We start from the raw sequence: 21126 nt of genomic DNA, 5'->3' as shown, positions 1-21126 counted from the left end.
TGCGGCATGTAGTAGATCGACTGCGCCGCCGTGGCGCCAACCGCCGCCACCGAAGGGCTGTAGTTGATTCGTCCGCCGCCGTCGACGCTCATCTCGGCGCGGAAAATCTTGAAGCTGTGGTCGGTCTTGTCCACCGCCAGCTGATAGCGGATATCGAACGGGTGACGCTTTATCCCGCTCTGGAACTGCTCGTAGCGATCGTTGGCCAGACGCACCGGCACACCGGCGCCGTACAACGCCGCCAGCGCTGCGTAGTAGACGAAAATGTTGTGGTCTTTAGAGCCGTAGCCGACGGTGTAGCCCGGGTGCATGTTCAGGTTGGCCAGGCCGAAACGCGACGGCGCGATCATCTTCGCGGTCTCGGTCGCGGTTTCCAGTGGGCACTGAGTGGCGACAACAAAATGCAGGGTCTTGGTCGCCGGGTCGTACCAGCCGTTGCCGTTGTCCGGTTCCATCGCTGCCGGTTCGATCGACGGCGTCTTGTAGCGCTCATCGAACACCAGCCAGTTGTCCGGCGGCGTATCGATCTGCTGCTTCATGCGCTCGGCGTAGAACAGACCGCGCTCGGTCAGGTTGCCATGCAGGTTCGGTTGGGATTCCACACCGGACGGCGGTTGCGCAGCATCGGGAACAGGATCGAATCCTTGAGACTGGCGAATTCGTCTTCGTCCGCCGAGGTCGCGCCACCCACACGCACGTAGCGGAAGCTGCCGTAGGGATCGCCTTCGTAGAACGGCGCTATATCGCCATAGCGGATTGCTTTGTCATTGAACTTGAGTTTGGCCTTGGCCTGGCGGAAGCGCTCGAAGTCGTTCCAGATCAGGATCGCCACCGGATGACCGATGAACATCGTACTTTGCCGGCTGGCAGCAGCGGATCAGGGCATGTTCTTCCGGAAAGACGATACCGTCCTTGACCAGGTCTTCGGCGTGACGATGCGGTCAGGCTGCAACTCGGCGCCCAGCCACGACAGATCGTAACCGTCGTAGATACGGTCAGCCTTGATGGTTTTCAGCAGCATGGCGTGGCCTTGTTGCTGCGGCCAGCCCGGCATGTCCTTGGCGCGGATGTCGCGCGCAAAGACCTTGCTGCCGCAGACTTTGGACAAGGCATCGTTACGGGCGCGCGCCTTGCCGTTGTTGCCGAGCCATTGCTCGGACGGCACGGTCACGCTGTTTTCCATCAAGGCCGCCAGCGCCTGACTGCTCAGCGGTATAAGCGTCACGCTCACACCCGCCACCAGCCCGCCCTGTAGGAACGAGCGCCGGGATATTTCACGGTTGGACATGGATCATCCTCTGGGCGGTTATGGGGTCCGCCCTTCTGGTTATGTACTGGAAATCTCGAGTCTTGCAGAAGCCCTTCTTGACGTTGCAAAGGGCTGAAATGACAGTGCAAAGCTGACCGAAAGGTTAAGTTTATAGACTTATGCGCTTGCGGCAAACAACCAGTTAGAAAAAAACTGACCAAAGAATCAAAATTCTTACGACCTCGGCCTCACATCTGATTTCAATCGGCCACAAAATTGTGTTCGACGCAGATCCAGGGTGGGAGCAACTGTCTTGATGTCTTTTATTTTGAAGATAGATCAGAGGGCAGCCGAACTCCCACAGTCGCAACCATGTGGTTTTCCAAAGCGCTTTACGAAGCAAATGCCCAGAAAGAGCAGACTGTCAGTGCAAGAGGAGAAAAAGCCAAATTTCAGACACAAAAAACCCCGGTCTTTCGACCAGGGTCTTTGCTATCGACTCGAAGTAACCAATACTGGCTTTCTTCGTAGCTCCAAGGCGTTCAGTGGGCCTTGAGGCAGATATGGCGCAGCGGACGGGACTCGAACCCGCGACCCCCGGCGTGACAGGCCGGTATTCTAACCGACTGAACTACCGCTGCGTATCGCTTTGAGCTGACGCTCAATTAACTCGTTTGATTGAAAGCTTCGGTACTTTTCAGTCACTAAATCAGTCAATCGCGAACCGAATGAATCCGATTCGTAAAATATGGCGCAGCGGACGGGACTCGAACCCGCGACCCCCGGCGTGACAGGCCGGTATTCTAACCGACTGAACTACCGCTGCGCGTCGGTGGAGGCATTTCAGCTTCCATCTTGCTTTCGCAAGACTCTCGGGAGTGGTGGGTGATGACGGGATCGAACCGCCGACATTCTGCTTGTAAGGCAGACGCTCTCCCAGCTGAGCTAATCACCCGTTTGCATCTCCGAGGCCGCGAAATTTACGCAGGTGGCGAACCTAAGTCAATAGCAGGATTGAAGTTTTTCTGAAAAAGACGAAATTCTTTCAATCGGTACAACATCGACAGCAGTCAGACAGCTTTCGCGAGCAGGCTCGCCCCCACAGTGGATCGCGTTTCTAATGTGGGAGCGAGCCTGCTCGCGAAGACGGCGGCACATTCAACGTCAATGCCTGGATTGCGGCTCAATCTACTCGCTATAAATCATCTTCTTGGTCATGCCGCCATCCACCACAAACTCCTGCCCCGTAACGAAACCGGCGTTCTTCGACAGCAGCCAGGCCACCATCGCCGCCACGTCCTCGACCGTCCCTACCCTGCCCGCCGGATGCTGCGCGTGATCAGTATCGGTCAGCGGTTCGGCACGGCGCACAGACGGGTCGCGCGTATCGATCCAGCCAGGGCTGACCGCATTGACGCGAATCTCCGGACCCAGACTGATGGCCAACGCGTGCGTCAGGGCCAACAGGCCGCCCTTGCTTGCCGCATATGCCTCGGTATCGGGTTCCGACTGCCCGGCGCGGGTCGAGGCCAGATTGACGATCGCCCCGCTATGAGCCCGCAGGTACGGCGCACAGTGTTTGGCCAACAGCATCGGACCACTGAGATTCACCGCCAGCACTCGATTCCAGTAGTTCAGATCGAGACTTTCCAGAGTGATGTTGTGTGGATCAGCCACTGCCGCATTGCACACCAACGCATCCAGGCGCCCGAACTGCCCCAGCACTCGGCAACACCCAACGCCACCTGCCCCTCGTTCGCGACGTCCATGGCGATGAACCAGGCATTTTCGCCAAGTACCTTCGCCACTTTCGATCCGCGCAAACGATCCAGATCCGTCAGCACAACCTGCCAGCCTTCACTGATCAGCCAGGCCGCGATACCCAGCCCGATGCCCCGTGCAGCGCCGGTCACCAGCGCTACACGGCCATTGGAGCCGATTGGCGTGGACAACTCGATCACAAGGCAGCCAACCCGCGCGCCAGATCGGCTTGCAGGTCTGCCACGTCTTCCAGACCGACCGCGATGCGGATCAGGCTGTCACGAATGCCCGCGGCTTCACGCTCTTGCGGCGCGAGACGGCCGTGGGAGGTGGTGCTCGGATGTGTGATGGTGGTCTTGCTGTCGCCCAGGTTGGCGGTGATCGAAATCAGGCGGGTTGCATCGATAAAGCGCCAGGCGCCCTCTTTGCCGCCCTTGACCTCGAAACTCACCACGGCACCGAAACCCTTTTGCTGGCGCTGGGCCAACTCGTGCTGCGGATGGCTCTTGAGGCCCGCGTAATGGACTTTCTCGATACCGTCCTGCTGCTCCAGCCACTCGGCTAACTCTTGGGCGTTGGCGCAATGCGCCTTCATCCGCAGGTTCAGGGTTTCCAGGCCCTTGAGGAAGATCCAGGCGTTGAACGGACTCAGGGTCGGCCCGGCGGTACGCAGGAAACCCACCACTTCTTTCATTTGCTCGCTGCGACCGGCCACGACCCCCCCCATACAACGACCTTGGCCGTCGATGAACTTGGTAGCCGAATGCACGACAATGTCCGCGCCCATTTTCAGCGGCTGCTGCAAGGCCGGGGTGCAGAAGCAGTTGTCGACCACCAGCATTGCGCCTTTGGCGTGAGCGATTTTCGACAGTTCGGCTATATCCACCAACTCGGCCAGCGGGTTGGACGGCGATTCGACGAACAGCAATTTAGTGTTGGCCTTGATCGCCGCATCCCAGCCGGACAAATCCGCCAGGGGCACGTAGTCGACTTCGACGCCAAAACGCTTGAAGTACTTCTCGAAGAGGCTGATGGTCGAGCCGAACACGCTGCGCGACACCAGCACGTGATCGCCGGCACTGCACAGACTCATCACCACCGCCATGATCGCGGCCATGCCGGTGGCGGTTGCCACGGCTTGCTCGGCGCCTTCCAGCGCGGCAATGCGCTCTTCGAAAGCACGCACGGTCGGGTTGGTGTAGCGCGAATAAACGTTGCCCGGTACTTCCCCGGCAAAACGCGCGGCCGCGTCGGCGGCGGTGCGAAACACATAGCTGGAAGTGAAGAACATCGGATCACCGTGTTCGCCTTCCGGCGTACGGTGCTGACCGGCACGTACGGCCAGGGTATCGAACGCTACGCCTTCGAGGTCGCTGTCCAACCGACCGGCATCCCAATCCTGACTCATGCTGTCACTCCTTGCTTGTTCGATAGTAGATACAAAACCGGCCTTGTAGGAGCGTGGCTTGCCCGCGAAGGCATCTTTGGAACCGCCAAAAGCGTCGCGGGCAAGCCTCACTCCTACTAGTTGTTGTACAGATCGATGATCGCGCTGACTGCCTGCGTCTTGACCTTGGAGGCATCGTTACGTGCCTGTTCGATCTTGTTCAGGTAAGCCTCATCGACGTCACCGGTGACGTAATGGCCATCGAACACTGCGCAATCGAACTTGTCGATCTTGATCTTGCCGCCACCGACCGCTTCGATCAAGTCAGGCAAGTCCTGATAGATCAGCCAGTCAGCACCGATCAGGTCGGCCACGTCTTGGGTCGAACGGTTGTGAGCGATCAGTTCGTGGGCGCTCGGCATGTCGATGCCGTAGACGTTCGGGAAGCGCACGGCCGGTGCTGCGGAGCAGAAGTAAACGTTCTTGGCGCCCGCTTCGCGCGCCATCTGGATGATCTGCTTGCAGGTGGTGCCGCGCACGATGGAGTCGTCCACCAGCATCACGTTCTTGCCGCGGAATTCCAGCTCGATCGCGTTGAGCTTCTGGCGTACGGATTTTTTCCGTGCCGCCTGACCCGGCATGATGAAGGTACGGCCGATGTAGCGGTTCTTCACGAAGCCTTCGCGGAACTTCACGCCCAGGTGGTTCGCCAGCTCCAGGGCTGCGGTACGGCTGGTGTCAGGGATCGGGATGACCACGTCGATATCGTGATCCGGACGCTCGCGCAGGATCTTCTCGGCGAGCTTTTCACCCATGCGCAGACGGGCCTTGTACACCGACACGCCGTCGATGATCGAATCCGGACGCGCCAGGTAAACGTGCTCGAAGATGCACGGGTCAGGGACGGGTTGGTCGCGCACTGACGGGTGTGCAGCTTGCCGTCTTCAGTGATGTAGACCGCTTCGCCCGGTGCCAGGTCGCGAATCAGGGTGAAACCGAGCACGTCCAGGGACACGCTTTCGGAGGCGATCATGTACTCGACGCCTTCGTCGGTGTGACGCTGGCCGAACACGATAGGGCGGATGCCGTGCGGGTCGCGGAAACCGACGATGCCGTAGCCGGTCACCATCGCCACGACCGCGTAACCACCGACGCAACGGTTGTGCACATCAGTGACGGCAGCGAACACGTCTTCTTCGGTAGGCTGCAACTTGCCGCGCTGGGCCAGTTCGTGTGCGAACACGTTAAGCAGTACTTCCGAATCAGAGTTGGTGTTGACGTGGCGCAGGTCAGATTCGTAAATCTCCTTGGCCAGTTGTTCAACGTTGGTCAGGTTACCGTTGTGCGCCAGGGTGATGCCGTAAGGCGAGTTGACGTAAAACGGTTGAGCTTCGGCCGACGTCGAGCTGCCCGCGGTCGGATAACGCACATGGCCGATACCCATGTGACCGACCAGGCGCTGCATGTGACGCTGCTGAAACACGTCACGCACCAGGCCATTGTCCTTGCGCAGGAATAACCGGCCATCATGGCTGGTCACGATACCGGCAGCGTCCTGGCCGCGGTGCTGGAGGACGGTTAGCGCGTCATACAGCGCCTGATTGACGTTCGACTTACCGACGATACCGACGATGCCACACATGCGACGCAACCCCTACTTAATGGATCTGAACTGAACACTACTCACTGAGGCGTTTTGGCCATCGGCAAGAGGTGCTCCTTGAACGGTATATCAGCGGGTACGCTGATTCCGCTGGCAAGCCACTGACTGCTCCACCCGAGAATCAGGTTTTTGGACCAGTCTGCAACCAATAGAAATTTTGGCACGAGCTGTGACTGTTGCCACCACTCGTCGTGCTGTACCGGCCCCAGGCTCAACAGCCCGACCGCCACAACCACCAGCAACCCGCCACGCGCGGCGCCGAAGGCCATGCCGAGGAATCGATCGGTCCCGGAAAGCCCGGTGACGCGTACCAACTCGCCGATCAGATAATTGATCATTGCGCCTACCACCAGGGTGGCGACAAACATGATGGCACAGCCCGCGATCACGCGAGCCGAAGGTGTCTGGATATATCCGCCGAGGTACTCGGACAATGAGCCACCAAACATCCAGGCAACGACTCCTGCGATGATCCAGGTCACCAGCGACAGAGCTTCTTTGACGAAGCCGCGGCTCAGACTGATCAATGCGGAGATGGCGACGATTGCAACGATCGCCCAGTCAACCCAGGTTAATGGCACAGTGCAGCCTACAGACGGATAAGGCGGCGCATTTTAGCAGAGCCCATGCTTGTCGGTAAGCTGCGATTGTCAGTGCATTTCAAATCAGGGCGATAGATTTAGCCGCGCTCTGGCTGAAAGCGCACCACAAATCCCTTGAGGTTCTGCTGACGGTTCAACAAGTCACGCAGACGATCGGCCTCGGCGCGCTCGATCAGCGGCCCGACAAACACCCGGTTCTTGCCGTCGGCAGAGCGGATATAGGCGTTATAACCCTGGCTGCGCAGGGTTTTCTGCAGTTTTTCCGCGCTTTCACGGTTTGACAGGCTGGCCAGTTGCACCGACCAACTGATCGACAGACCATTGGCGTCGACACGGCTTTGGGTGGTGTCTGGCTTGCCCGGGGCAGCCGTGATGGGCTGGGAAGGCGCTGTTGCAGGTTTAGCGGCCAGTGCCGGAACCGGAGCTGGCGACGGTTTGACCGGTTTGGCAGCTGGCGCCGGTGCAGCGGGCGCGGCCGGAGCGATCGGCGCTGCGGGCTCGTCCTGTGCAAGATCGTCGTCGCTCGGCACCGGTTCCTGAGGCAAGGCTTGCGGCTCAGGCACCACCACCGGCTCAACCTGAACTTGCGGTACCGAAGGTGCTTGCGGCGCAGACGGGGCTTCGACCGTTACCTGGCGCAGATCATCCTGACGGGAAAACAGCATCGGCAGGAAAATCACCGCCAGCGCCACCAGAACCAGGGCGCCGACCATGCGCTGTTTGTAGGCTTTATCCAGCAACGCCATTTGCCGCTTCCTCCGTGGAGTGCCGGGCCAGCCAATCCAGGGCCTCGGCGACACAATAAAATGATCCGAACAACAGAATTTCGTCGTCGCTCGTTGCCAGTGCGCACTGCCCTTCCAGGGCAGCGGCCACGCTGCCATAGGACGTTACCGAAGCACCGCGCTTGTGCAGCGCTGCGTGCAATTGAGCTACCGGCCGCGCCCTCGGCGAATCCAGCGGTGCAACGGCCCAATGCTCGACACTAGCACTCAATTCACCGATAACACCATCCAGATCCTTGTCTGCCAGCAACCCGAACACCGCCAGACGCTTGCCGGCCGGTGGACGACTGTCCAGACGCCGGGCCAGATACTCCGCCGCATGCGGGTTATGCCCCACATCCAGCAACAGATTCAGACGCTTGCCCTTCCAGTCGAACTGCCGGCGATCGAGGCGACCGACTACGCGCGTCGCATGCAGCGCCTGGATAATCTGCGCATCCACCCAAGGCAAACCGAGCAGCAGATAGGCTTGCAACGCCAGCGCCGCGTTTTCCATCGGCAGATCGAGCAAGGGCAAATCGCGCAACTCGACTACACGGCCTTGGGTGTCAACACCGCGCCATTGCCAGTTGTGATCGGTGATACCAAGGTCAAAATCGCGCCCACGCAGAAAAAACGGGCAATTGAGCTCGCGCGCTTTATCCAGCAGCGGTTGCGGAGGATTCAGGTCGCCACAGAGCGCCGGTGCGCCCTGGCGGAAGATACCGGCCTTCTCGTAGGCCACGGACTCACGGGTATCACCCAGGTAATCAGCATGATCGACGCCAATGCTGGTGACCAGCGCCATGTCGGCGTCCACCACGTTAACGGTGTCCAGACGCCCGCCCAGACCGACTTCCAGCACTACAGCGTCGAGCCCGGACTGTTGAAACAGCCAGAACGCCGCCAGGGTGCCCATCTCGAAATAGGTCAGGGAAGTGTCACCGCGCGCCGCCTCGACCGCAGCGAAGGCCTGGCACAGCTCGGCGTCAGTGGCCTCGACGCCATTGACCTGCACTCGCTCGTTGTAACGCAGCAGGTGCGGGGAATTGTAGACACCGACTTTCAGGCCCTGGGCCCGTAGCAACGAAGCCACGAACGCACAGGTGGAGCCCTTGCCGTTGGTGCCGGTGACCGTGATCACCCGAGGCGCCGGCTTGCCCAGTCCCATGCGGGACGCTACCTGTTGCGAGCGCTCAAGGCCCATGTCGATGGCCGAGGGGTGCAACTGCTCAAGGTAGGCGAGCCACTCGCCAAGGGTACGCTGGGTCATATGTTGGCAGGCACCGGTGGAACGACGATCGGTTCGATTGGCGCGGCGACGAATTTCGGCGTCGGCAGGCCCATCATTTGCGCCAGCAGGTTGCCCAGGCGCGGACGCAGTTCCTGACGGTGAATGATCATGTCGATTGCACCGTGCTCCAGCAGGAATTCACTGCGCTGGAAGCCTTCCGGCAGTTTTTCGCGCACCGTCTGCTCGATGACTCGCGGACCGGCAAAACCGATCAGGGCTTTTGGCTCGCCGACGATCACGTCGCCCAGCATCGCCAGACTGGCGGAAACACCACCGTAGACCGGGTCGGTCAGCACGGAAATGAACGGAATGCCTTCTTCACGCAGACGCGCCAATACCGCGGAGGTCTTGGCCATTTGCATCAGGGAAATCAACGCTTCCTGCATCCGTGCACCACCGGAGGCGGAGAAGCAGATCATCGGGCAGCGCTGTTCCAGCGCGTAGTTGGCAGCGCGCACAAAGCGTTCACCAACGATGGCACCCATCGAACCACCCATGAAGGAAAATTCGAATGCCGAGACCACAACCGGCATGCCCAGCAGGGTACCGCTCATGGAGACCAGCGCGTCTTTTTCACCGGTCTGCTTCTGCGCAGCGGTCAGGCGGTCCTTGTACTTCTTGCCGTCACGGAACTTCAGACGGTCAACCGGCTCCAGGTCTGCACCCAGTTCGGCACGGCCTTCAACGTCGAGGAAAATGTCGATACGGGCGCGGGCACCGATACGCATGTGGTGATTGCACTTGGGGCAAACGTCCAGGGTCTTTTCCAGCTCCGGACGATACAGCACAGCCTCGCAAGACGGGCATTTGTGCCAAAGACCTTCAGGCACCGAGCTCTTCTTGACCTCGGAACGCATGATCGAAGGGATCAGTTTGTCTACTAACCAGTTGCTCATGCTTACTTTCTCCAGTACCGGCGGCCCGAACGCTTTGGTTCGCAGCCCCGCGTATGCCCTTGAGCTAAATTCATGTGTGCGGCGATGTTTGATGAATGGCCGGGTCAGTGAAGCGTGACCAGCGTACGACCCATCAATCCTCAGCCGTTTTGTTCAGTGCAGTGGACGGCGGCAGTCTGCCAGCCGTCACATCATCTACGTGCTCGCGCGTACCGCCTCGATGAACGCCTTGATCTTTGCGTGATCCTTGATGCCCTTGCTCGCCTCCACCCCGCCACTCACATCCACGGCATAAGGCCGAACCCGCGCCACCGCTTCGGCAACGTTATCCGGGGTCAGGCCGCCCGCCAGGATGATTGGCTTGCTCAAGCCCTGCGGTATCAGTGACCAGTCGAACGCTTCGCCGGTTCCACCGGGAATACCTTCGACATAGGCGTCGAGCAGGATACCGCTGGCGCTGGGATAGGCATCGCAAGCCCCGGCGATGTCATCACCGGCCTTGACTCGCAACGCCTTGATGTACGGACGATGCCAGCCTTCACAGTCTTCAGCGGCTTCATCGCCATGGAACTGCAACAGGTCCAGCGGCACGGCGTCGAGGATTTCCCCCAACTCGCAACGGCTGGCATTGACGAACAGCCCGACGGTCGTGACAAACGGCGGGAGCGCCTTGATGATCGCACGTGCCTGCTGGAACGTGACCGCCCGCGGGCTCTTGGCGTAAAACACGAATCCGATGGCATCAGCCCCGGCTTCGACCGCTGCCAACGCATCCTCTATGCGGGTAATCCCGCAAATCTTGCTGCGAACGGCTGACATGTCGATAAAACCTCGCGGCAAATCCGAGAAAGTCCCGGATGGTAACAAAAGCGTTCGAGGGCGTCAGCCGTCAAGTTCGGAGAAACCGGTGAGGAAGTGTGGCCCGATATATCGCTCGGGTAATTCAAACTCGTCGCGGTATTCGACCTGCACCAGATACAGACCAAATGGATGTGCCGTCACCCCGCCTGTACGACGGATACGACTCTCCAGCACTTCTTTCATCCACTCCACCGGACGCTCGCCAGCACCAATGGTCATGAGCACACCGGCGATGTTACGCACCATGTGGTGCAGGAAAGCACTGGCACGGATATCCAGCACGATCATCTTGCCGTGGCGCGTGACGCGCAGGTGGTGCAGCTCCTTGATTGGCGACTTGGCCTGGCACTGGCCGGCGCGGAAGGCGCTGAAATCATGGGTGCCCACCAGGTATTGAGCCGCTTCGGCCATGCGCTCGACGTCCAGCGGACGATGGTTCCAGGTGATTCTTCGTTCAGGTGCGCCGGACGGATCTGATCGTTGTAGATCACATAGCGGTACCGACGGGCGATGGCCTTGAACCGTGCATGAAAATGCGCCGGCATGACCTTGGCCCAACTGACGCTGACGTCGTGCGGCAAATTGATATTGGCGCCCATCACCCAGGCTTTCATCGATCGCTCGACCTGAGTGTCGAAATGCACCACCTGGCCGCAGGCGTGCACACCGGCATCGGTACGTCCGGCGCAAAGCAAGGAAACAGGTGAATCGGCAACTTTGGACAAGGCGTTTTCGAGGGTTTCCTGCACGGTAAGCACGCCGGACGCCTGGCGCTGCCAGCCGCGATAGCGCGAGCCTTTGTATTCAACGCCCAACGCGATCCGGAAAAAGCCGTCGGCAACCATTTCGGCGGCCGGGTTATCTATGTTTGCCAAGGGGTGACAGCCTGCTGATGTTCGCTAAGGCGGGCATTATAAGGCTGTGAGGTGGGGATGCCAGCGGTGTGTGGGTTTTGTGGTTTATCGGGTTGAGGTGTGTGGTGGATGTGAGGGCCTCTTCGCGGGCAAGCCTCGCTCCTACAGGATTTGTGTTGACCTGTAGGAGCGAGGCTTGCCCGCGAAAGCGGTGGATCAGCCGCCATCACCCTACCGCCAGAAACAAAAACGGCAGCCTCACCGGGCTGCCGTTTTGTTTTCAACAATTCCTATCAATCAAGCCAGACGCGAAAGCATCTCCCTGGCTTCGCTCTTCTGACCGTCATCGCCTTCGGTCACCACCTCATTAAGGATATCGCGGGCACCGTCGTTGTCGCCCATATCAATGTAGGCCTGAGCCAGATCGAGCTTGGTGGCGACTTCGTCGGTGCCGGACAGGAAATCGAATTCCGGTTCGTCGTCCACAGTCGCCAGGGCGTCATCCACGGTGAAGGTTGGCTCACTGAAGTCCTGGGAGAGGCGATCCAGCTGGAAGTTTACATCATCCAGCTCGGCGGCAAACGCATCCGGAGCCGCCGGAGCCGCCGGAGCGTCCATCTCATCCGCCAGGGACAAGTCGAAATCGGCCGGTAGTTCCAGGTCGTCCAGCGTCACTTGCGGGACCGCCGGCACTTCGGCAACAGGCAGATCCTTGATGTCGTCATCCAGGCTCAGCAGGAAATCGTCTTCGGCCAGGGTCGCCGGCGAAGGCTCGCCACCGAGATCCATGTCCAGGTCAAAGTCTGACAGATCGTCGAGGTTTTCCTTGATCTCAGTCTGCTGTTGCAGCACCGACTCGAAGCTCAGATCGTCGTCGAGCGGAAAATCTTCCAGCTCGTCCAGCGCTGCAGCTTCCGGCTCCGCTTGCGGCGCTGGCGTAACGGCTGCTGGCGTAATGGTATCCAGATCATCCAGGCTCAGATCGAAGGCGCTGTCGAAATCGTCATCGGCCGGTGTCGGTGTCGGTGCTTGCGGCTCATCCAGCAGCAGATCCTTGACGTATTGCGCATCCAGCTCGGCAACGGCGGCAGCCGCAGCGATTCCACCGGCTGCGACCAGCGCCATGGCCGGGAAGCGGTTTTTCAGCTTTTCGACCTGGGCGAAATTGTCGCCATTAGCCACCAACTGACGCTCCTGAACCACGAACGCATCGCGATCGCCCTGCTGACCGTAGACCTCCATCAGTTTCAGGCGCAAATCACTGCGCTGCGGCTCACGCTTGACGCCCTCTTCCAGCAGCGCCGCAGCCTGATTCAGCCGACCACCGGCAATATGCGATTGTGCCTGGCCCAACACGTCGTCAGAACGCTCGGCGGCCGGAGCGACCAGCGGTGCGGCGATCGGTGGTGTGACCACAACCGGAGCAATAACCGGGGCGGGTGCCGGAGCCGGGGTTGGTGCAACCGGCGGCATGGTGGCGAGTTTCACGCTTGGCGGCGGAACTTCCAGGCCTTCGAAGCTGCTTTCCGGCAGATCGAGATCGGCGGAAAACGGCTGCTCTTCGGCCAGGGCGCGGGCCATTCGCAGATGCTTCTCGGCTTCCTGCTGGGCTTTGCGACGTCGGGCCAGCAACAGCAGCAACAGCAGCACAACCACTGCCCCGCCACCGGCCAAGCCCAGGAGCCATGGATTGGTCAGCAACTCGTTGAATTTCTGCTCGTCGGAGGCTGTCGGTGCAGGCTGCACGGGTTGCTCGGCCGGAGCCAGAGCCGGGGCAACTTCAGGCGTAACGGCGGCCGGTGTTGCCGGCACAGGCTCGACAGGTGTTGTCGCAGGGCTGGTCGCCAGTTCAGCCGTGATCGCCGGAGCGGTCGCGGCAGCAGAGGCAGCCGGCGCACCTGCAGCACCTTCGGCCTGCAACTTGGCCAGTTGATTGTTCTTCAGTTCGATGAGGCGCTGCAGCTTGTCCATCTGACTTTGCAGATCGGTCATGCGGCTTTTCAGTTCCTCGTTGCCACGACGGCTCGTGTCAAGGTTTTCCTGAGTAACAGCCAGTTTGTTGCTCAGCGCCTTGGCATCACCTGCAGCACCTTTACCACGGGCCTTGCCGGACTCTGCAGAGACCAGGCTCAACTTGTCCGGGCCCGCTTGCGTCGAAACCGCCTCACCGCGACCGCGGTTGGTGGCATCGAGTTGCTGCTGACCCGACCCCGGTTTCGCTACATAGCGACGACCCTGACGCCATGCAGTATTCTGCGCAGCCACTTCGGCAATGGCCTTGGGTTGCGGCAGGCCGGTGCTTTGTGCCTGATCAGGCAGACGTAGCACCTGACCGGTTTTCAAGCGGTTGATGTTGCCGTCGATAAAGGCATCCGGGTTCAGCGCCTGGATGGCCAGCATGGTTTGTTGAATCGACCCGCCGCTCCGTGCCTTCGCGGCGATTTCCCACAGGGTATCGCGCGGCGTGGTGGTGTATTGGGATGGCTTGGTCGCACCGGTGACCGGCGCCGTAACGCCTTGGGTCGGCGCAGGTTGCGCAGCCGCTTCAGCGGTTTGCGGCGAAAATTTGGATGGATCGAGCAGCACGCTGTACTCGCGCAACAGGCGACCGTTGGGCCACATCACTTGAACCAGGAATTTCACCATCGGTTCGGAGAGAGGCTTGCTGGAGGTCACACGCAGGATGCTTTTGCCGCTGGCGTTCAATACCGGGGTGAAGGTCAGGTCGTTGAGAAACGCCTGGCGGTCAACACCGGCCTTGGCGAATTCTTCAGGCAAAGCCAGGCTCGGCACCACTTCGGCAGCGGTGAGCTCCTTGACGTCGAGCAACTCGATTTCCGCCACCAGCGGCTGGTTCAGCGTCGATTTCAGGGTCAATTCCCCGAGCCCGAGGGCATGCGCCATACCGGAGGACAGCGCCGAGGCGGCCGCTATTGCTAACACCAGTTTGCGAACTTGAACCATAGCTAATCCTTAGTTTGAACATTCCTCGGCCAGCGAGAAGGTGTTGATTACCGCTGCCGTAAGGCATTGCGCGCGGAGACGAAGGGTCGTCGCGCGCGATCGTTTCGTGCATGCCCCGCAAAGCCCCGCAGGGTGGCTCGCCTTCAGCATTGCGGCCAAGCATAACGCTCGTTCGGAACCATTCGAAAAATTGTTGCCAAGTATCTTTTACAGCAGGTCTTTTATCAACAATTCAGCCAGCTGCACAGCATTGAGCGCGGCGCCTTTGCGTACGTTATCTGACGTCAGCCACACATTTAGTTCCGACAGGTCGTCGATACCGTGGCGCACCCGACCAACGTAAACCACATCCTGCCCTACCGCATCGCCGACCGGGGTTGGGTAATCACCGGCTTCGACCAATTCGATGCCGGGGGCATCCTCCAGCGCAGCGTTGACTTTCGCCAGGTCAATCTCGCTTGCAGACTGCAAGGTCACGCTAAAGCTATCGCCAAAAAATACCGGGGCTTGAATGCAAGTGACAGAAATCTTTAATGCAGGCAGCGCCATGACCTGACGCAGCTCACGCACCAAGCGTTTTTCCAGAAGAGTATGACCTTGTTCATCCGGCTTGCCGACCTGGGCCAGCAGGTTAAATGCCATCTGTCGGTCAAAGAAAGTCGGCTCCAGAGGACGCACATTGAGCAGTTCGGCGGTTTGCCGCGCCAGCTCGGTCACGGCTTCGCGACCTTGGGCAGACACGGCCAGACTCGCCGTCACGCTGATCCGCTGCAAGTCGAGCAAGCCCAACAACGGTGCGAGCACCACCGCCAGCGTGGTGGCCGATGGGCTCGGGCTGCTGATCTGAAATGGTTTTTTCAGGCTGGCCAACACGTGCGCATTGGCTTCCGGCACCACTTGGGGTGCTTGATTGGCCGGCAAAGCGCCGGATAGATCGATGACCGAGCAACCAGCCGCCGTGGCGCGCGCGGCGAAACTCAGGGTCGCCGCCGGGCCTGCGGCGAAGAACACCAGCTGTACCTTGCTGAAATCGAATTCATCGACTTCCCGCACACGCACGTTCTTGCCGCGAAACGGCACAGAACTGCCGGCGGACTCACTGCTGGCCAACAAGTGCAGATTGCCGACCGGGAAGTCGCGCTCTTCGAGAATCTGCACGAGCGTTTCGCCGACAGTACCGGTGGCGCCGATCACGGCAATATCAATGGTCTGGCTCATGGTTTTACCTCTGGCGAAACGGGGGGAGCGGCACTTTACCGGGTGGTGGTCATGCAGGCAATTTCTGCCGGGGATTTGCGGGGCCTGACAGGCCGCCTTCGCGGGCAAGCCTCGCTCCTACAGGGAATCTCGCTGCCCTTGTAGCAGCGAGGCTTGCCCGCGAAGGGGCCCCGACTGGCGAAACTCTTTCCATAAAAAAAACCCGCACCTCTTTCAAGGCACGGGCTCTTTTATTACATCAATCGATCAACGCTCAAGCAGGATCCGCAGCATGCGACGCAGCGGCTCGGCCGCGCCCCACAGCAGTTGGTCGCCGACGGTGAACGCGCCAATGAACTGCGAACCCATGTTCAGCTTGCGCAGACGGCCGACCGGCACGTTCAGGGTGCCGGTGACTTTCGTCGGGCTCAGCTCCTGCATGCTGATATCGCGGTTGTTCGGCACCAGCTTGACCCATGGGTTGTGCTGGCTGATCAGCCCTTCGATATCAGCGATCGGCACGTCTTTGTTCAGCTTGATGGTCAGCGCCTGGCTGTGGCAACGCATGGCGCCGACGCGCACGCAGATGCCATCCACCGGGATCGGGCTCTTGAAGCGACCGAGGATCTTGTTGGTCTCGGCCTGGGCCTTCCACTCTTCTCGGCTCTGGCCGTTCGGCAGTTCCTTGTCGATCCACGGGATCAGGCTGCCGGCCAGCGGTACGCCGAAGTTTTCAGTCGGATACGCGTCGCTGCGCATGGCTTCGGCAACACGACGGTCGATGTCGAGGATGGCGCTGGCCGGATCGGCCAGTTGATCGGCGACCGCGGCGTGGGTTACACCCATTTGCTTGATCAGTTCACGCATGTGCTGCGCGCCGCCACCGGATGCCGCCTGATACGTCATGGCGCTCATCCACTCCACCAGACCGGCTTCGAACAGGCCACCCAGGCCCATCAGCATCAGGCTGACAGTGCAGTTGCCGCCGATGTAGTTCTTGGTGCCCGCATCCAGCTGCTGGTCGATGACCTTGCGGTTGACCGGATCCAGAACGATAACCGCGTCATCCTGCATACGCAGGCTGGAAGCGGCGTCGATCCAGTAACCCTGCCAGCCGGCTTCGCGCAGCTTCGGGAAGACTTCGCTGGTGTAGTCGCCACCCTGGCAGGTCAGAATCACGTCGAGGGTTTTCAGCTCTTCAATGCTGTAAGCGTCCTTGAGCGGAGCAATGTCCTTGCCCACGGACGGGCCTTGGCCACCGACATTGGAAGTGGTGAAAAACACCGGCTCGATAAGATCAAAATCCTGCTCTTCCAGCATCCGCTGCATGAGCACGGAACCGACCATACCGCGCCAACCGATCAGACCTACACGTTTCATCGCAACTACACCTTCTTGAAAAGTGGGCCGCTGCTTTCGGGGATGAAAGTGGCAGCGGGCCCGAGAGATTACAGATTCTGCAGCGCGGCGACTACTGCGTCACCCATTTGCTGCGTACCGACTTTAGTGCAACCGGTCGACCAGATGTCACCGGTGCGCAAGCCCTGATCCAGCACCAGGCTGACGGCTTTCTCGATGGCATCGGCCGCGGCCTGCTGATTGAAGCTGTAACGCAGCATCATCGACACCGACAGAATGGTCGCCAACGGGTTGGCGATGCCCTGGCCCGCGATGTCCGGCGCCGAACCGTGACACGGCTCATACATGCCTTTGTTGTTGGTGTCCAGGGACGCCGACGGCAGCATGCCGATGGAACCGGTGAGCATCGATGCCTGGTCGGACAGGATGTCGCCGAACATGTTGTCGGTGACGATCACGTCGAACTGCTTCGGTGCACGTACCAGTTGCATGGCGGCGTTGTCGACATACATGTGGCTCAGTTCGACTTCAGGGTAATCCTTCGCGACCTGCTCGACCACTTCACGCCACAGCTGGCTGGACGCCAGTACGTTGGCCTTGTCCACCGAGCACAGCTTCTTGTTGCGCACCATGGCCATGTCGAAACCAACACGGGCGATGCGACGGATTTCACTTTCGCTGTACGGCAGGGTGTCGTAGGACTGACGCTCGCCGTTTTCCAGGGTACGGGTGCCGCGTGGCGCGCCGAAATAGATGCCGCCGGTCAGTTCGCGAACGATCAGGATGTCCAGACCGGAAACGATTTCCGCTTTCAGGCTGGAAGCCTCGGCCAGTTGCGGGTACAGGATGGCCGGACGCAGGTTGCCGAACAGGCCCAGTTGCGCACGGATTTTCAGCAGACCACGCTCAGGGCGGATGTCACGCTCGATGGTGTCCCATTTCGGGCCGCCAACGGCGCCCAACAGCACGGCATCGGCCGCACGGGCACGTTCCAGGGTTTCATCGGCCAGGGGCACGCCGTGTTTGTCGATGGCCGCGCCACCGATCACGTCGTGGCTCAACTCGAAGCCCAGGGCGTACTTGTCGTTGGCCAGCTCCAGTACCTTGACCGCTTCGGCCATGATTTCCGGGCCAATACCGTCACCTGGGAGAATCAGAATCTGCTTGCTCATGCTTTCCTCATGTCATCAGTCGGCGCGCCCTTGGGCGCACCCGGAAAAAGTCTATCGCTCGGCCATCAGCACCAGCACATCTGTACTGAACGAACCATCGGCCTCAATCTCAAAATATTCGCGTACTTCGTTGCCCATCGACTGCTGCAATTCGCGGATTGCCGCGCGCATCACCTGCGGTGTACGCATGCGTTCGACCCAGGAGTTGTACTCCAGACGCAGACGCTGACGGGTGGTACTGCGGGTATGCAAACCCGCTTCGCTGACCTGACGCAACCACTCCCCGGCGGAATAATCGCGCACATGGCTGGTGTCACGCAGCACTTCGACGCTTTGCAGGTAAGTGTCGAACAACGGGCTGCCCGGTGACAACACATCGATGAACGCCGCGACACCGCCCGGTTTCAGCACTCGACGCACTTCCCGCAGGGCCAGGCCGAGATCGCTCCAGTGGTGCGCCGAATAACGGCTGAAGACGAAATCGAACTCGCCATCGGCGAATGGCAGGCGCTCGGCCGCGCCGTTGACTGTGGTGACATTGCTCAGACCACGATCAACCGCCGCAGCGGCGACCACATCGAGCATTTGCTGGGACAAATCGTAGGCCACTACTTCTTTCACCAGCGAAGCCACATGAAAACTCACGTGACCGGCGCCGCAGCCCAGGTCCAGCACACGGGCATCTCCCTGCCCCGCCAGTTCGGCCTGTAGCAGTGCGAATTCGGTGCCTTGAGCGTGGACGGCGCTGCTCAGGTAGGCCGCGGCCTGTTCTCCGAATTGCTTCTGGACTACCTGACTGTGCTGGGCGGTGCTGGTCATGGGGACTTCCTTTTGGGGGTTAGTCTTGCGGTGTTTGTCCGGGCCTCTTCGCTGGCAAGCCAGCTCCTACAGGGAAATAGGTTTCAACTGTAGGAGCTGGCTTGCCAGCGAAAGCGTCATCACGTCTTATGCAAAATCAAGCGTCGCGAAACAACCATGGCTGGCTCGCACGGTGCTTGCCTTCAAACCTCGCAATTGCCTCGTGGTCCTGCAACGTCAGGCCGATATCGTCCAGACCATTGAGCAAACAGTGTTTGCGGAACGCGTCGATTTCGAAGCTCAGCACCTTGCCATCCGGACGGGTCACAGTCTGGGCTTGCAGGTCGATCTGCAACTGATAACCCGGATCGGCCTCGACCTGCTTGAACAATTCATCGACTTCTGCGTCGCTCAAGATGATCGGCAGCAAGCCGTTCTTGAAGCTGTTGTTAAAGAAGATGTCGGCGTAGCTCGGCGCGATGATGCTGCGAAAACCGTATTCTTCCAGCGCCCACGGCGCGTGCTCGCGGCTGGAACCGCAACCGAAGTTTTCTCTGGCCAGCAGCACGCTGGCGCCTTGATAACGCTCGGCGTTGAGGACGAAGTCCTTGTTCAGCGGGCGCTTGGAGTTGTCCTGGTAAGGCTGGCCGACATCCAGGTAGCGCCACTCATCGAACAGGTTCGGGCCGAAACCCGTGCGCTTGATCGACTTCAAAAACTGTTTCGGGATGATCTGGTCGGTGTCGACGTTGGCACGATCCAGAGGCGCGACAAGTCCAGTATGTTGGGTAAATGCTCTCATTTTTACTGCGCTCCCTGGATCAATTCACGGACGTCGATGAAACGACCGTTCACAGCGGCGGCCGCGGCCATGGCCGGGCTGACGAGGTGGGTACGGCCACCGGCGCCCTGACGGCCTTCGAAGTTGCGGTTGGAAGTCGAGGCGCAATGCTCGCCGGACTCCAAACGGTCCGGGTTCATCGCCAGGCACATCGAGCAACCCGGCTCACGCCATTCGAAACCGGCTTCGAGGAAAATCTTGTCCAGGCCTTCCGATTCAGCCTGTGCCTTCACCAGGCCCGAGCCCGGCACCACGATGGCCTGCTTGATGGTCGACGCCACTTTGCGGCCCTTAGCGATCACTGCCGCAGCGCGCAGGTCTTCGATCCGCGAGTTGGTGCAGGAGCCGATAAACACACGGTCCAGCTGAATATCGGTGATCGCCTGATTGGCGGTCAAACCCATGTATTTCAAGGCGCGCTCGATGGAACCGCGCTTGACCAGGTCCATTTCCTTCGCAGGATCCGGCACGTTCTGATCGACAGCCAACACCATCTCGGGCGAGGTGCCCCAGCTGACTTGCGGCTTGATTTGAGTAGCATCGAGCTCGACGATGGTGTCGAACTTCGCATCGACGTCGGACACCAGGTCTTTCCAGGCTTCAACGGCCAAATCCCATTCCGCGCCTTTCGGGGCGAATGGACGGCCCTTCACGTAAGCCACGGTTTTTTCGTCGGTGGCCACCAGACCTACGCGAGCGCCGGCCTCGATGGACATGTTGCAGATGGTCATGCGCCCTTCGACGGACAGGTCGCGAATCGCGCTGCCGGCGAATTCGATGGCGTGGCCGTTACCGCCGGCGGTGCCGATCTTGCCGATCACGGCGAGGACGATGTCCTTGGCGGTGACGCCGAATGGCAGTTTGCCTTCCACCGACACCAGCATGTTTTTCATTTTCTTGGCGACCAGGCACTGGGTGGCGAGCACGTGCTCGACCTCGGAAGTGCCGATACCGTGAGCCAGGGCACCGAACGCGCCGTGGGTCGAGGTATGGGAGTCGCCGCAGACCACGGTCATACCCGGCAAGGTGGCACCCTGCTCCGGGCCGATGACGTGAACGATGCCTTGGCGGACGTCATTCATCTTGAATTCGACGATGCCGTATTCGTCACAGTTATCGTCGAGAGTCTGGACCTGCAAACGCGAGACCTCATCGGCAATGGCTTCGATGCCGCCCTTGCGCTCTGGAGTTGTCGGAACGTTGTGGTCCGGGGTCGCGATGTTGGCATCGATGCGCCAAGGCTTGCGCCCGGCCAGACGCAAGCCTTCGAAGGCTTGCGGCGAGGTCACTTCATGGATGATGTGACGATCGATGTAGATCAGCGCAGAGCCATCGTCGCGCTGCTTGACCAAATGCGAATCCCAGAGCTTGTCGTAGAGCGTTTTGCCGGCCATCAGACGGTTTCCTCATCAGCTTGTTTCTATGCCCCGGGTTTCGAAGTCTTCAATAACCCTTTGGCTTGTG

13 protein-coding genes, 3 tRNA genes and 4 pseudogenes are annotated in these 21126 nt (G+C 60.0%); all 20 read right to left on the bottom strand.

Annotated elements, in window-relative coordinates; genetic code table 11:
* Positions 1 to 1288: pseudogene (locus CES87_RS18270) on the bottom strand (molybdopterin cofactor-binding domain-containing protein); the annotation flags it as partial.
* A gap of 525 nt (positions 1289 to 1813) precedes the next feature.
* Positions 1814 to 1890, bottom strand: a tRNA-Asp gene (locus CES87_RS18265).
* Between the two features lie 108 nt (positions 1891 to 1998).
* A tRNA-Asp gene (locus CES87_RS18260) sits at positions 1999 to 2075 on the bottom strand.
* Between the two features lie 53 nt (positions 2076 to 2128).
* Positions 2129 to 2204 (bottom strand) — tRNA-Val (locus CES87_RS18255).
* A gap of 233 nt (positions 2205 to 2437) precedes the next feature.
* Positions 2438 to 3210: pseudogene (locus CES87_RS18250) on the bottom strand (SDR family oxidoreductase).
* Complete coding sequence (locus CES87_RS18245; RefSeq protein ID WP_128607218.1) at positions 3207 to 4418, bottom strand: O-succinylhomoserine sulfhydrylase; 1212 nt, start codon at positions 4416 to 4418, stop codon at positions 3207 to 3209. Before CES87_RS18245 ends, CES87_RS18250 begins: the two are co-directional and overlap by 4 nt.
* A 116-nt stretch (positions 4419 to 4534) precedes the next feature.
* Positions 4535 to 6039, bottom strand: a pseudogene (gene purF, locus CES87_RS18240) (amidophosphoribosyltransferase).
* 41 nt (positions 6040 to 6080) lie between these two features.
* The gene (locus CES87_RS18235) at positions 6081 to 6641 is read right to left on the bottom strand and encodes a CvpA family protein (protein ID WP_128607217.1); all 561 of its coding nucleotides are present in this window, start codon (positions 6639 to 6641) and stop codon (positions 6081 to 6083) included.
* A gap of 98 nt (positions 6642 to 6739) precedes the next feature.
* A complete protein-coding gene (locus CES87_RS18230) occupies positions 6740 to 7408 on the bottom strand; it encodes an SPOR domain-containing protein (RefSeq protein ID WP_128607216.1) in 669 nt (222 codons plus the stop codon).
* Positions 7392 to 8699 (bottom strand): bifunctional tetrahydrofolate synthase/dihydrofolate synthase, encoded by a 1308-nt coding sequence (gene folC / locus CES87_RS18225; RefSeq protein WP_128607215.1) that lies wholly within the window; start codon positions 8697 to 8699, stop codon positions 7392 to 7394. The genes CES87_RS18230 and folC overlap by 17 nt, the downstream gene beginning before the upstream one ends.
* A complete protein-coding gene (gene accD / locus CES87_RS18220; RefSeq protein ID WP_128607214.1) occupies positions 8696 to 9616 on the bottom strand; it encodes an acetyl-CoA carboxylase, carboxyltransferase subunit beta in 921 nt (306 codons plus the stop codon). Before accD ends, folC begins: the two co-directional genes overlap by 4 nt.
* A gap of 195 nt (positions 9617 to 9811) precedes the next feature.
* Complete coding sequence (locus CES87_RS18215; protein ID WP_128607213.1) at positions 9812 to 10435, bottom strand: phosphoribosylanthranilate isomerase; 624 nt, start codon at positions 10433 to 10435, stop codon at positions 9812 to 9814.
* 63 nt (positions 10436 to 10498) lie between these two features.
* Positions 10499 to 11322: pseudogene (truA, locus tag CES87_RS18210) on the bottom strand (tRNA pseudouridine(38-40) synthase TruA).
* A gap of 306 nt (positions 11323 to 11628) precedes the next feature.
* Positions 11629 to 14295: a FimV/HubP family polar landmark protein gene (locus tag CES87_RS18205; RefSeq protein ID WP_128607212.1), complete on the bottom strand. Its 2667-nt coding sequence runs from the start codon at positions 14293 to 14295 to the stop codon at positions 11629 to 11631.
* A 207-nt stretch (positions 14296 to 14502) separates the two neighbouring features.
* Complete coding sequence (locus CES87_RS18200; protein ID WP_128607211.1) at positions 14503 to 15513, bottom strand: aspartate-semialdehyde dehydrogenase; 1011 nt, start codon at positions 15511 to 15513, stop codon at positions 14503 to 14505.
* Positions 15514 to 15759: 246 nt separating this feature from the next.
* Positions 15760 to 16872: an aspartate-semialdehyde dehydrogenase gene (asd, locus tag CES87_RS18195; protein ID WP_128607210.1), complete on the bottom strand. Its 1113-nt coding sequence runs from the start codon at positions 16870 to 16872 to the stop codon at positions 15760 to 15762.
* Between the two features lie 68 nt (positions 16873 to 16940).
* The gene (gene leuB, locus CES87_RS18190) at positions 16941 to 18023 is read right to left on the bottom strand and encodes a 3-isopropylmalate dehydrogenase (protein WP_128607209.1); all 1083 of its coding nucleotides are present in this window, start codon (positions 18021 to 18023) and stop codon (positions 16941 to 16943) included.
* Between the two features lie 51 nt (positions 18024 to 18074).
* Complete coding sequence (locus CES87_RS18185) at positions 18075 to 18842, bottom strand: class I SAM-dependent methyltransferase (RefSeq protein WP_128607208.1); 768 nt, start codon at positions 18840 to 18842, stop codon at positions 18075 to 18077.
* A gap of 136 nt (positions 18843 to 18978) precedes the next feature.
* The gene (leuD, locus tag CES87_RS18180; RefSeq protein ID WP_128607207.1) at positions 18979 to 19623 is read right to left on the bottom strand and encodes a 3-isopropylmalate dehydratase small subunit; all 645 of its coding nucleotides are present in this window, start codon (positions 19621 to 19623) and stop codon (positions 18979 to 18981) included.
* 2 nt (positions 19624 to 19625) lie between these two features.
* Positions 19626 to 21056 carry a 3-isopropylmalate dehydratase large subunit gene (leuC, locus tag CES87_RS18175; protein WP_128607206.1) on the bottom strand — a complete coding sequence of 477 codons (1431 nt, stop codon included), beginning with the start codon at positions 21054 to 21056 and terminating at the stop codon, positions 19626 to 19628.
* Positions 21057 to 21126 lie beyond the last annotated feature (70 nt).

Source organism: Pseudomonas sp. ERMR1:02 (assembly GCF_002277815.1).
Classification (GTDB): Bacteria; Pseudomonadota; Gammaproteobacteria; order Pseudomonadales; family Pseudomonadaceae; genus Aquipseudomonas.
Note: the sequence above shows the minus strand (reverse complement) of the source record. Positions and strands in the feature narration are given on the sequence as shown.